Annotated in this window: 11 protein-coding genes and 1 tRNA gene; 5 read left to right on the top strand and 7 right to left on the bottom strand. The window is 58.9% G+C overall.

What is annotated here, in order from left to right; genetic code table 11:
• The first annotated feature begins 11 nt into the window (after positions 1 to 11).
• The 3 genes from HHJ06_RS00415 to HHJ06_RS00405 all read left to right on the top strand — a co-directional run bounded on the left by HHJ06_RS00415 (position 12) and on the right by HHJ06_RS00405 (position 4,370).
• Positions 12 to 1,010: a glycosyltransferase family 10 domain-containing protein gene (locus HHJ06_RS00415; protein WP_215426836.1), complete on the top strand. Its 999-nt coding sequence runs from the start codon at positions 12 to 14 to the stop codon at positions 1,008 to 1,010.
• Between the two features lie 96 nt (positions 1,011 to 1,106).
• Positions 1,107 to 3,188, top strand: coding sequence for an acyltransferase family protein (locus HHJ06_RS00410; protein ID WP_215426835.1), 2,082 nt, complete (start codon positions 1,107 to 1,109; stop codon positions 3,186 to 3,188).
• Positions 3,189 to 3,344: 156 nt separating this feature from the next.
• Entirely contained in the window at positions 3,345 to 4,370 is a 1,026-nt protein-coding gene (locus HHJ06_RS00405) for a glycosyltransferase family 10 domain-containing protein (RefSeq protein ID WP_215426834.1), read from the top strand.
• 37 nt (positions 4,371 to 4,407) lie between these two features.
• Here the strand turns inward: HHJ06_RS00405 and HHJ06_RS00400 are convergent, their stop codons facing one another.
• The 7 genes from HHJ06_RS00400 to HHJ06_RS00370 form a co-directional block, all read right to left on the bottom strand.
• Positions 4,408 to 4,923, bottom strand: coding sequence for a hypothetical protein (locus HHJ06_RS00400; protein ID WP_215426833.1), 516 nt, complete (start codon positions 4,921 to 4,923; stop codon positions 4,408 to 4,410).
• 82 nt (positions 4,924 to 5,005) lie between these two features.
• Positions 5,006 to 5,239 carry a hypothetical protein gene (locus tag HHJ06_RS00395; protein WP_215426832.1) on the bottom strand — a complete coding sequence of 78 codons (234 nt, stop codon included), beginning with the start codon at positions 5,237 to 5,239 and terminating at the stop codon, positions 5,006 to 5,008.
• Between the two features lie 126 nt (positions 5,240 to 5,365).
• Positions 5,366 to 7,231: an SLC13 family permease gene (locus HHJ06_RS00390; protein WP_215426831.1), complete on the bottom strand. Its 1,866-nt coding sequence runs from the start codon at positions 7,229 to 7,231 to the stop codon at positions 5,366 to 5,368.
• A gap of 230 nt (positions 7,232 to 7,461) precedes the next feature.
• A tRNA-Tyr gene (locus tag HHJ06_RS00385) sits at positions 7,462 to 7,547 on the bottom strand.
• Positions 7,548 to 7,701: 154 nt separating this feature from the next.
• On the bottom strand, positions 7,702 to 8,187 hold the full coding sequence (locus tag HHJ06_RS00380) for a bifunctional nuclease family protein (RefSeq protein ID WP_215426830.1): 486 nt from the start codon (positions 8,185 to 8,187) through the stop codon (positions 7,702 to 7,704).
• A 19-nt stretch (positions 8,188 to 8,206) separates the two neighbouring features.
• Positions 8,207 to 8,743 carry a gamma carbonic anhydrase family protein gene (locus HHJ06_RS00375; protein ID WP_215426829.1) on the bottom strand — a complete coding sequence of 179 codons (537 nt, stop codon included), beginning with the start codon at positions 8,741 to 8,743 and terminating at the stop codon, positions 8,207 to 8,209.
• A 123-nt stretch (positions 8,744 to 8,866) separates the two neighbouring features.
• Positions 8,867 to 11,026 carry a transglutaminase-like domain-containing protein gene (locus HHJ06_RS00370; RefSeq protein WP_215426828.1) on the bottom strand — a complete coding sequence of 720 codons (2,160 nt, stop codon included), beginning with the start codon at positions 11,024 to 11,026 and terminating at the stop codon, positions 8,867 to 8,869.
• Between the two features lie 357 nt (positions 11,027 to 11,383).
• On the opposite strand from HHJ06_RS00370, the gene HHJ06_RS00365 reads away from it, so the two are divergent.
• Both HHJ06_RS00365 and HHJ06_RS00360 read left to right on the top strand, forming a co-directional pair.
• Positions 11,384 to 12,037: a nitroreductase family protein gene (locus HHJ06_RS00365; protein ID WP_215426827.1), complete on the top strand. Its 654-nt coding sequence runs from the start codon at positions 11,384 to 11,386 to the stop codon at positions 12,035 to 12,037.
• Positions 12,038 to 12,045: 8 nt separating this feature from the next.
• The gene (locus tag HHJ06_RS00360) at positions 12,046 to 12,618 is read left to right on the top strand and encodes a tyrosine-protein phosphatase (RefSeq protein ID WP_215426826.1); all 573 of its coding nucleotides are present in this window, start codon (positions 12,046 to 12,048) and stop codon (positions 12,616 to 12,618) included.
• Positions 12,619 to 12,695 lie beyond the last annotated feature (77 nt).

The following is a 12,695-nucleotide window of genomic DNA, read 5'->3' as shown; positions in this document are numbered from 1 at the left end:
CGCCTCCTCCCATGAAAACGCTTAAAATCTCCTTTTTACAGTCCACTCCGGATTTCGGCAGGGAAGGCATTCTTCAGCTCCTGAAAGACCGGTACCATGTGGTGGAAGACAATACCGACTTCGATTACCTGATCGCCACCCCCTGGTTTTACGTCAACCGGGAGGCATTCTACGATTTTCTGGAACGGGCGCCGGGGCATATCACCGTCATGTACGCCTGCCATGAAGCCATTGCCCCGGACTTCATGCTGTTTGACTACTACATCGGGCTGGATACCGTGCCCGGGAGCGGCCGCACCGTCAAACTCCCCTTCCTGCGCCACCATTTGCAGGAAGTGCACGGCGGCAAGGAAGGCCTGGACGCCCGCGCCCTCCTGGCCTCCAAAACGGGCTTCTGCAACTTCATCTACTCCAACCGCAAATCCCATCCCAACCGGGACGCCATTTTCCACAAGCTCTCCGCCTTCCGGTTCGTCAACTCCCTGGGGCCCCACCTCAACAACACGCCGGGCGACGGCCACCAGTCGGAAGACTGGTACTCTTCCTCCATCCGGATGAAAAAGCCGTACAAATTCTCCATTGCCTTTGAAAACGCGTGGTACCCCGGCTACACCAGCGAGAAAATCGTCACCAGCATGCTGGCGGGCACCATCCCCATTTACTGGGGCAACCCGGACATCGGCAGGGAATTCAACTCCGCCGCATTCATCAACTGCCATGACTTCCCCACCCTGGACGATGCCGTAGCCTATGTAAAAAAAGTGGATGAAGACGACGGCCTGTGGTGTGAAATCATGTCCCGCCCCTGGAAAACCCCGGAACAGGAAGCCCTCTTCCTGGAAGAAACGGAACGTGAAACAGCCAAACTTTACCGGATATTCGACCAGTCTCCGGAAGAAGCGCGCCGCAAGGGAGACGGAACCTGGATTTCCTACTACCAGCGCTTTTTAAAACGCGGCCACAGGCTGCGCCTGGCGTGGCGGCGGCTGAAAAAACGCCTGCGCAAATAACAGAAGCTCCCCGACCCCGCAATCCCACTCCGTTTTTTCTCCCTTCCCGCATTCCCGCCTTATTTCCCACTCCCGTATGTGCCTCCTTTCCGCCTCATGAGCAAATGCCTTTCTGAAAACTTTTGTTCGCCTTCCCTCCATCAGGCCGGAAACACCGTCCATGGCACCTACCTTCCGCACATTGACGGCCTGCGTACCTTTGCCGTACTGGCCGTCGTCCTGTACCATCTGCTGGAATGGGCGTGCCCCGGAGGGTACACGGGCGTGGACATCTTCTTCGTCATCTCCGGCTACCTGATCGGCGGCGGCCTGGTCCGCAGCCTGAAAGAGAACTCCTTCTCCCTGCCCTCCTTCTACTGCCGCAGGATCAGGCGCATCATGCCCGCCTACTTCTGCCTGATCGCGGTAGTGCTGGCCTTCGGCTGCGTGGTGCTGGACTGCGACGACCTGCGCACCCTGGGCAGAACGGTGAGATCCAGCGCGCTTTTCATCACCAATACTTACTTCAGCAGGACCGCAGGGGATTATTTCAGCCCCGCCGCAGAAGAAAACCCCCTGCTGAACCTGTGGTCCCTGAGCGTGGAAGAACAATTCTACCTGGCCATCCCGCTCACCCTGTGGCTGCTCTGGAAATTCAGGAAAAACGCCGTCGCGCCCGTCCTCTGCGGAGCTTTGGCGCTCTCCCTGTTTGCCGCCGTCCATCACATGGGGCATCTGGAGCACAACAAAGCCTTCTACCTGCTCTACTGCCGCGCCTGGGAACTCCTGGCCGGCTGCCTGCTGGCCCTGGCTCCGGCCGCGGAGGAACAGGGCCGCGGAAGAAGCTGGCTGCGCCTGGCGGGGTGGTCAGGCATCCTGCTTCCCTTTGCCTGTTACACCGCTTCCACGCCTTTTCCGGGGTATGCGGCCATACCCTCCGTCGCGGGGGCGGCCCTCCTGATCCGCTACGGAAGCCATGGCTGGTCCGGACGCATCCTCAAACACCCGCTCAGCACAGGCATCGGCAAAATCTCCTACTCCCTGTACCTGTGGCACTGGCCCGTCATCGTGTACTGGACCTACATCTGCTTCAATGAATGCAGCCCGTGGGACTATGCGGGCATGTTTGCGCTCTCCCTCCTCCTGGGGTTCCTCTCCTGGAAATTCGTGGAAACGCCTTTCCGGACCGGGACCGCATGGTGGAAACCCGGGAAAGCCTTTCTTCTCACGGCCTCCGGCTGCCTGATGCTGGGCTTTGCGGGAGAATGGCTCAAATGGACGGACGGCGCACGGGACTACTGGCATGTAACCGCCAACAACATATCATTCCCGGAATACTGGAAAGGCCCGGCCTTCCCTCCCTCCTTCGGCATTGTCCCCCCTGACCGGGCAGTGGTGGAAAAGGGGAACGCCATCCAGCCCCATCATCCTGAACTCGGGGACGTGACGGACTACCCCTTCGTCCTGCTGGGGAAAACCGGGGAGCCGCCTTCCTTCCTGCTCATGGGGGACAGCCATGCCATGGCCAGCTCCCCCGGCTTTGATGACGCCGCGCGGCTTCTGCACCGCTCAGGCCTCTTCTACCGGGCGCGGCTGTGCCCATTAAGTGGCATCTCGGACTCTGGAGACACTGATTCCCTCACGCTCCTGCGCATGATGTACCCTCACTGGGAACACAATATGGACCTGATTCTGGATTGGCTGGAAAGCACTCCCCGGATTCACACCGTATTCATCCACAACCGGTGGATTGAACTGGTCAACAGCCACCGGGACGCGCGCCTGAAACAACTGGTGGCGGACGGCCTGCGCCACACCTGCGCCCGCCTCCACAAGGCCGGCAAGCAAATCGTGCTGCTGGGCCCCGTGCCGGAATGGACCTTCGGCCCGCGCAAACTCATGCGGCGCAACGTCCTGCTGAACGCCAACCGGGCGGACCGCCTGCTGGGCGGGGACTTCACCACGCGGCAGCGCCCCGTATTCGCCCTTCTGAAACACATGGAATCTACAGGCCTGTGCCGCTTTATCCCCCTTCACGGCGCCTTCCATCAAGACGGGCAATGGCTGGAGGAAGACATGGGCAACTTGATGTACTGTGATGACAACCACCTTTCCCCCTACGGCTCCAGAAAAATGGTCTCCTGCATCATTGACCAGCTTTTTCCGGAGCCCGCCCTGGAAAGCACGGCGTCCAACTGACGGAGCTTTCCTGCCGGAAGCTCCAATCCTTTGACATTGACAAGGCAGGAAGGCCCCATACACTGGCGCCATGCAGGCAGCGTTGCCGCAGCGCTTCCGGAGAAAATTCCAGAATCCGGCGGCAGGCCCGTGCACCTTTTCAACGCCTATACTTTCATGACGGACTCCCCCCGCCCCACACGCATCAAGGTCATCAGAAAATCCACAAAGGCCTCCCCGGAAAAAACGGAATCCCTGCTGTGGGGCGACTGCCTGTTCTGCACGGATGCCGCCATGACGGATTACGACTGGGTGCTGGTGTATGATGAATTTCCAAGGCGCTCCGTAGGCACCATCAAGGATGAAACGGAACCCCTGCTCTGCCCGCCGGACCAGACCATCCTGATCACGGTGGAACCCCCGTCCATCAAGATCTACAGCCGGGCGTACACCGGCCAGTTCGGCACCGTCCTGACCACCCACTCCTCCCGGGACCTGCCGCATCCCAACCACACCTTGGGCCGCGGCTGCCTGGAATGGCTGTACATCAAGCCCATGCAGGAAATTCTGGACCAGACGGAATTCCCTAAGACAAAAATGCTTTCCACCATCTGCTCCGCCAAGCAGCACACGCATACCATGCATAAAATGCGTTATGACCTCACGCGCTACCTGGCGGACCATCTGCCGGAACTGGACTGGTTCGGGCACGGCATTCAGGAAATAGAAAACAAAACCGTCGCCATGGATGACTACAAATACCATCTGTGCGTGGAAAACCACCTGGAGCCCCACCACTGGACGGAAAAACTGTCTGACGCCTTTGTCGCCATGACCCTTCCCTTTTACGCCGGAGACCCGCTGGCAACGGAATGCTTCCCGCCGGAAAGCTTCATCCCCATCCCGCTGGACAACCCGCAGAAAGCCTTTGAAATCATCCGCAAGGCCATGGACGGCGGGGAATATGAAAAACGCCTCCCCGCCATCCGGGAGGCGCGCCGCCTGGTGCTGGAAAAATATAACATGTTCGCCCAGACGGCGGCGGTCATCCGCAACCACCGGGGAACCGGAACCGTCCGCCCCGGCGCCACGCTGAAAGGGCGCCATGTTCTGCGGAAAAACCCGCTCAACGCCATCCGGGAACTGGCGGACACCCTGGCCTATAAAATCAGGTCACGCGGCAAGCGCGGAACCGGGGCGTAACCCGGATTCCGGTTCCGGACACGCCTTCCGGCATTACCTACCAGTAAATGGAGCTGCTGGACGGCATTCTGCCGATAGCCTTGCGGCAGGCGGAACGGGCCGCTTCCGAACGGTGAAAGGATTCGGAAGGAACACTTTCCCCCTGGTATTCAGCCAGCTTCCTGCCCGTCAAATTATGCACGGTCACGGTAACCTTCGTCCTGTAGCCGGGCCGGGTATTGGGCCCGTGCAGCGTGGTAAAATAATTCCCGTTGCGAATCAGCACATGCTCCTGCGCCGTCTTGCTGACGGTCGCCACGGCCCCGTAGCCATCCTCTCCGGGGTACATGACCTGGAACCCCTTGGACGACAGGGAGGCCGCCGCCGTATCCGCCATCTCCCAGTCGGAGCACTGGAGCCTGACTTTGCGGTACTTGACCCGGCGTTCGGCGGCGGCCCGCTGATTCTGTTCCAGTTCCCGGTTAAACTGCGCCCACTCCTCCGCCGTGCAGGCAGCCAGCCCGGCAAACACGGCCGCCGCGGCCCATCTGGTCCAAATTCTGTAATTCATCATATGAACAGGCACAAGTTTCCCTTCCGGCCTGAACCCGGTTCAAGCCGTTCGAAAAGCAGATGACCCGCCAAGGAATAAACCCTTAGTCGGATTTGCGGGAGGCGTGCTTCCTGGCCCGTTCCTCCTCCTTCTGCTTCTTCAGGTCTTCCTTCATCTTGGCCTTCTCTTCGGCATCCAGCTTGCCATCCTTGTTGGTATCATATTTTTCAAGGAGGGCGGCCTTCTTTTCCGCGGAAGTCATTCTCTTGGGAGCGTCTTCCTCCGCCATGGACGGCATGGCGAACGCAGCGGCCAGAACAATAAGCAAATACTTCATAATAAAATGGGGGTTCTTAAACAATCCTCTTCTACCCCCGCACGTTCCTCTTGTCTCTCTTTTTCTGGTAATGCATGTAAATTACCCTGCCATACGCCCTTTCCGCTGCGTGAACGGCTCTCCGGCCTAGGCCTTTGCGAAGGGGAAAAACAGCGGAATCACCACCACCATGACCAGGCCCATGATCACCTGGAGCGGCACGCCCACCTTCACGTAATCCATAAACGTATACTTGCCGGCGGGCATGACCAGCGCGTTCGGCGGCGTGGAGAAGGGAGAGGCAAAGCACATGCTGGTGCCCACGGAAACCGCCAGCAGCAGCGGATAGGGGCTGATGCCCATGCTCACCGCGGATTGCAGGGCAATGGGGGCCAGAAGCACCGCCGTGGCCGTATTGCTGATAAACATGGTCAGCAGGGACGCCGTAAAGTAAATGCCCGCCATCAGGGCCAGCGGGCCGAAGCCGCCCAGCCCGGCCACCAGCCCGTGGGAGATAACCTCCGAGGTGCCGGTCTTCTCCAGCGCCACGGACATGGGAAGCATGGCGGCAATCAGCACAATGCTTTCCCAGTTGATCGTCCGGTACGCCTCCTCCACGTTGCGCAGGCAGCCGCACAGCACCATCAGCACGGCGGCAATCAGCACCGCCGCCACCGCGGGAACCCAGTTAAACACCATGGCCGCAATCATCAGCACCATGATGCCGGCGGCCAGCGGGGCCTTGTGCGTCAGGGTCACCTTGGACGCCTCCGCCAGAGGCTGCCCCACCACCACCCATTCAAAGGTCTTTTCACTCAGGCGCGCAATATCCGCCCAGGTTCCCTGAACCAGCAGCGTATCCCCGTACTGGAGCTTGACGTCCTTCAAATTGTGGAAAATGTAATGATTGTCCCGCTGGATAGCCAGAATGTTGACCCCGTACTTGGCGCGCAGTCCGGAAGACTTCACGGGCATGTTGATGAGGTCCGAGTTGCGCATCAGCAGCATTTCCGCAATGCCTATCTCGTCAAACTTCAATTTGCTTTTCAGCATGGAGTCCGTGTCTTCCGATGTCCTCCGGTTGATCATCTCCGCCCCGCATTCCCGCGCGAACCGGTCCACGTCCTCAAACTCCCCCATCACGTAAATGACGTCCCCCCTGGCCACCCGCGTGTCCGAGCCCGCCATGGTCTGGCTGACCGTCTGAAGGAAGGAATGGCGGCTGGAATGCCTGCGGCGCACTTCCACGATGTTCACGTGGTAGCGGTCCGGAATATGAAGGTCATGCAGGGGATTCTCCGTCAGGGCGGAATCCTCCACCACCCGGAGACGGTAAAGATTGTTGATAATCTGGTACTCGTCAATCAACTGGCTGAGAGACTTCCCTTTGGCCTCATGTTCCGTCTTGTCGTCATGATGGCCCAGAAACTTCCTGCTGAGGGGAATCAGCACCAGAACGCCCGTCACGATGCAGACGAGGCCGATGGGAGTGAAGGAGAAAAAGCCCAGCCCCTCCATGCCGGCCTCCTGAAGCTGGTTATTGATGACCAGGTTCGGGGGAGTGCCGATCAGCGTCAGCATGCCGCCCATGCTGCTCGCAAACGCCATGGGCATAAGCAGGCGGCTGGTCTGGATGCCGCCGTCCGCAGCCAGGCTCACCAGAATGGGCAGCATCAGGGCTACCGTTCCCGTATTGCTGACAAACGCGCCTATGCCCGCCGTAACAAGCATGGTCAGCACCAGCAGCCGCAGCTCGCTCTTGCCTGCCAGCTTCATGATCCTGCCGCCCAGCATCTTGGCCAGCCCCGTCCGGAAAATGGCTCCCCCCACCACAAAAAGCCCCACCATCATGACCACGATGGAATTGGAAAACCCGGAAAGCGCCTGGTCCGGGCTTAAAATCCCGAACACGATCAGGCACAGCAGGGAACAGAGCGCGACAATATCCGAACGGATTCTCCCCTGAACGAACAAAACGGCGGATACTCCCAGGATGAGAAGCGTGGTCAACATGTCAATAAGCGGTAGAGGTGAAAATAGGGAAGGAAGTTTCTAACATGTCCCGTACACCTTGTCGATAGGCTGAACAAGTCATCCGCGCAGCATCTTCCGCTTCCCATATCCGGCCAGGGAACGGGCCATGCGCCGCGCGCAGGCCGTACTGTCCCCCGGCGTCATGAATCCGCAACGGCGCGCGCAATAAAAAACGCGCTCCCGGAAAGAACGCGTTTTAAAAAGAAAAGTGGTGGGTAGAGAAGGATTCGAACCTTCGAAAGCGAATGCTAACAGATTTACAGTCTGCCCCCTTTGACCGCTCGGGAATCTACCCACTTGAAGTGATGTGCGGCGAATGTATAGGGATTCCCGCGCCTTAGCAAGTTTTTTTTATAAAAAATGGGTACGTCCATCGGCAGGAAATCCTTATGCCGCAATTCATGCCGCCGGGCAGGAAATGGCACGGTGCCGAAGCACGGAACGCCGCCCTACGGCTCTCCCACATACACCGGAGCGCGGCTGTCCGGGGAATCCGAGTCAAGCTGCTCCAGCTGGGGCAGGATGTTCTCCATGCTTTCCCAGACGGCGGGAACGATTTTAATGCCGGTTCCGGACCGGGCGGCAATCATCAGGGCGTCTGACGGGCGGGCGTCCAGCTCCACCAGCTTGTCCATGACTTCATTGGCGGCCTCCACAGCCACGCGCGCGTAAAAGACTTCATCCTTGCGCCCGTTGATGAGCACCAGCCTTACCCGGCATTCCATGGCGGACAGGAAATGCCCCAGCAGGGAGGACGTATCCGGCCGCACCGGGCGTTCCCCGTTCAGGATGCGCTCCAGCGCCATGCCGTCCGCCAGCTCCATGAAGATAACGCCCACCTTGCCGGACAGCGGATCACGCAGGCATACCCCGGCCCCGGCCCGGGTATAGAGCAGGGCGTACAGTTCCAGGGTGATCAGCTTTTCATCCGGCATTGAGGGAGGAAATCAGATGTTAAAAACCGGGATTGATAACGCGTTCTGTGTAGCGGGCAGCCACCTTCACGTATTTTTCAGCCCATTTGCGGTTGTTGTCCGCAGATTCCGGACCCAGGTCTTTCACCACCTTGGCGGGGGAGCCCAGCACCAGGGAATTGGGAGGAATGACGGTGCCCTTGGTGATTAGCGCACCCGCGCCCACCACGGAGCCTTCACCGATGACCGCGCCGTCCAGAATGATGGAACCCATGCCGATCAGGCAATTATCCTGCACGGTGCAGGCATGCAGGATCACTCCGTGGCCCACGGTCACGTAATTACCCACGTAGCAGCCGAAGTCGTCCGCCAGGTGGATGCAGCTGTTGTCCTGGATATTGGAGTAGTCCCCAATAACGATCTTGTTGATATCCGCGCGCAGCGTGGTATGGTACCAGATGCTGGCGTGTTCTCCAATGGTGACATCTCCGATCAGGTCGGCGCTGTCCGCCACAAAAGCGGTATCCGCCACTTTGGGCCAGAAGTTCGCGTAAGGTTCTCTTGACATACAGGTCATTTATTAGTTGAAGATAAGACAGCATTCCAGCCTAAAAACGTTCATTCCACGGGTATGCCGCAGCCGGAAAGAGGCACGGCCGCCCTTCGCGGAAATGCAGGGGCCGCGGGAGGCGTTGCCGGACTAATTCTCTTCCCTGATGCCCTTCTTGCTGTTCTTCTCCCGCTTTTCCGCATCCTTGCGCAGGGAGGCGGCCTTCTTTTCATTGCCGCCCTTCTCATAATACCCGGCAATCTTCTTCTGGATGGCGACCTCCTTTTTCACCTTGAAATAGTCGTCCGACTTGGTCCGGATATAACGGTTGTACGAAGATTCCGCCTCCTTGGCCAACTGAAGCACGGCCTCCTGGTCCTGGGAAACATACCGGTAATACTGCCCCATCAGCGCCTCAAACACTTCCGCCCGGCGCGCGTAGTCCTTCATGGATTTCCGGTACAGGGAAGCCACCCCGGCCTTGTCCCCGTTCTCCATCAGAATATCCGCCTGCCGCTTGATGGCGGCGGAAGTCAGGTCGCTGCGGCCCTCGTCCGTCTCCTTTTCCAGCTTTTTCAGGTCGCGGGCCACGTTGCGCTTGTTGGTGGAGGCGTCCCGCATGGGGAAAATGTATTCATCCTCCACGCGGGCGGCCATGGCCAGGTAGTCCGGACGGGAGCGGAACTTGCGCTTGATCATCGTAACCAGCGCATCCCATTCCTCCAGCTTCGTGCCGCTTTCCGGGCGGCTCATCAGCGCAATCAGGCGTTCCCAGCCCAGGGGGCTTCCAGGAGTGGCCTGCGTGGCGGCCTCCAGCATCACCCGGACGCAATCCGGCTTCTGCATTTCTTCAAACAGGTCCGCCAGGGAAAGATAATCCAGGGAGCTGTCCAGCCGGGCCCCGTTCACCTTTTTGTCCATGCCCTGCAAAAGGGTGGATTCATGCTTTGATTTGCGGTTGTGCGGATGGGAGAAATGCCCCGTATTATATCCGTACCCGCCATAGGACTGCCAGGTTTCATCCGTCGTCAGCAGATTGATCCAGGCGTGCGGGCCGCGGTTGCCGTCCCCGGTAACGTAGGCGGAGGGGATGCCGTTGCATTTGGCGGTATTTACGGCAAAATAAGCTTGGTCCATGCAGATGCCGCCTTCATCCAGAATCTCCTGGAAGGTATAGTTCGTGTACGGGTCCTTGCCCAGGGCGGCGCGGTCCATCCGGTAGCGGATCATGGAATAGGCCCCGCCCCAGCCCTTCCGGGTAAGACGCACCTTTTTGCGCGCCCAGTCCATCTCCGACCTCGGCAGGCGCACGTCCACCACAAAGAGCAGCTCGGAAGGGCTTAATTTGGTAATATCTGTAAGAAGCTCATGGGCTTCATCCATCTCCACAAAGTACTCGAACACCTGTTCCAGCGTCAGGGGAGTGGTGGAAACACTGGTGGAGGAAGAGGCCCGCAGCCTGGACGGACTGGCGGCTATGCGGGGATCCAGCATGGCGCAGGCCAGCGCCAGGGAGGAATACTTGCTCCGGGGCATGGCGGAGGTTTTCATCCAGAACTCCGCCCACTTCCGCAGAATGCCTCCCCACTGCTCCTTCGGCGTCTGTTCCCGCGCCATCGTGCGCAGGAAAAGCCTCAGGGGATCGGAGGGGTCTGAAAAAAGCCATGGGTAAAAATATCTGGGAGAACTCTCCTTGAGCTGCTCCTGAATGGTTTCCGCTCCCACCTTGCTGATGAGCTGGTATAACTCATTGGCGCGCATGAGATACGGGCTCTGGTCATACATGGACACGTCGAATTTGCCGAATTTAATGACCTTCACGGCGTCCCGTTCCAGATTAGACCGCAGAAAATCAGCGTACAGGTCATAGCGGCCCGTTTCCAGGGCCAGATTGAAGGCGTCCGTAAACAGCTTTCTATTGGCGGCGTTACTGGCCTTCAGGCTGACCAGTAGAACGGGCTTCTTGAAAATCTCCAGCCGCGGGTCTTTCTCCTGAACCACGGGCTCTTCCTTCGGTTCCGCAGGCGCGGGCTTCACCTCCTCCGGCTTCTTTTGCTGCCTTTTTCTGGCGGCTTCTTCCGCGGCCAGGCGTTCCGCTTCCAGCCGGGCTTTCTCAGCCGCCTCCGCACGCGCCCGTTCCTCCGCCGCCCTGCGCGCCGCCTCCAGCTCCGCGGCCTTCCGTGCGCGGGCCGCTTTCGCCTCCGCCTCCTTTCTGGCCGCCAGTTCTGCGGCCTCCGCCGCCCGTTGAACTGAAATGCGGTGGTAAACCACACCGCCGCCGGCAAGCGCCAGCACCAGAATGATGGTCATGATTATTCCCCCGGAGGAAGATTTTTTACGCTTGGGGGAACCGGGACGCAAAGGATTGGCAGGATTCATCGGATACGGGTTGAGAGGGTTGGAGCAGCCTAGACAAGGAAGAAAAAGGTTTTTCAACCTCATTCCGCCTGACATAAAAGCGCATTACCTTTCCCAGGTCAACCTGAAACGCTGGTCTTTTTCATATCCCCCATCCTGCGGAACCTGTTAAGAACCAGTCCTGGCGCTTTTTCCTTGTGTTTTCATAGCCATTTTATAGGATTAAGTTTTCATGCGCTTCCAAAAACATGAAAAAAATACAAGTATCACGCTGATTATCCCATAACCATTGTACGTTTTTTCCCGCCTATGAATATTTCTCATGCCCTCTGTTCCTCTCTTGCCGTTCTCTCCGGAGGCCTCCTCTCCGGAACAGCCCTCAGCGATGACATCATGCTGCCCGCGCCGGACAAAAAGGGCGGCAAGCCCCTCATGCAGGTTCTGAATGAACGGCATTCCACCCGGTCCTTTACAGACAAGCCCATTCCGGTGGAAGTCCTGTCTTCCCTGCTCTGGGCGGCGCAAGGCGTCACCCGGGATGACCCGGACTACCGCACGGCACCGTCCTCACGGAATTCCAATGAAATAGAAATCTACGTCGTTCTTCCGGAAGGAGCCTATCTTTACAAGCCGGAAACCCACAAATTGCATCAAGTCGTCCAGGGTGACATAAGGGCCGCAACGGGAACACAGGACTTCGTGGGCACTGCGCCCCTGAACCTCGTCTATGTGGTGGACCAGTCCAAACAGCCCGGAGACTTTGACGCGAAAAGAAAACAGGTCACCGCCGCCGCGGATGTGGGATTCATTGGCGAAAACGTCTACCTCTTCTGCACCTCGGCGGGGCTGGGCACCGTTTTCCGGGCCATGCTGGATGCCGAATACCTTCAGCGCCGTCTCCGGCTCCCTGTCTTCAAAAAAGTCCTGTACGCCCAGAGCGTCGGCTATCCTTCCAATTCCTGAAAAGGGCCATGAACCGGAAATTCATGGTGCTTGCCGTCCTGGCGGCCTCGTTTTCCCTTGCCTGTGCAGAAACCATGACGGAAGTTCCGAGCCCTGTTGAGATCAAAGACGCCAAAAACTGCTACCGCCTCAGTGCTGACCTGTACCGTTCCGGGCAGCCCGGCAGCCGCGGATTCAAGGCCCTCGAAAAACTGGGGCTCAAATCCGTCCTGAACTTGCGGGAATACCACAGCGACGCCGATGAAGCGGAACACACCGGACTGCGTCTGTACCGCAGGAAGCTGGCGGCCGGAAAAATGTCCCGGGAGGAACTCATGGACTGCCTGCTGGTCATCAGCAGCGCACCCAAGCCCATCCTGGTACACTGCTGGCACGGCTCCGACAGAACCGGCATTGTCTGCGCCGCGTACCGCATCGTCATGCAGGGCTGGACGCCGGAAAAAGCCCTTGAGGAATTGATGGACGAGCGCTTCGGGCACCACCGGTCCTACTACTCCAATCTCGCGGAGCTGGTCAGGACCACGGACTGGAAGGCATTCAAAGAGGAATTCCGGAAAAAACGGCAGGCTCAGGGCGTCTGACCCCAGGCCGCGTTTTCCCCCGTGGGGCGGTTTCATGGAGAAAAAGCCTCTTCCGGACCGCGGGCGGGAAGCCCGGC

This window comes from Akkermansia muciniphila (genome assembly GCF_018709685.1).
GTDB lineage: Bacteria > Verrucomicrobiota > Verrucomicrobiia > Verrucomicrobiales > Akkermansiaceae > Akkermansia > Akkermansia muciniphila_E.
The sequence above is the reverse complement of the archived record's forward strand: the minus strand, read 5'-3'. Positions and strand labels throughout refer to the sequence as shown.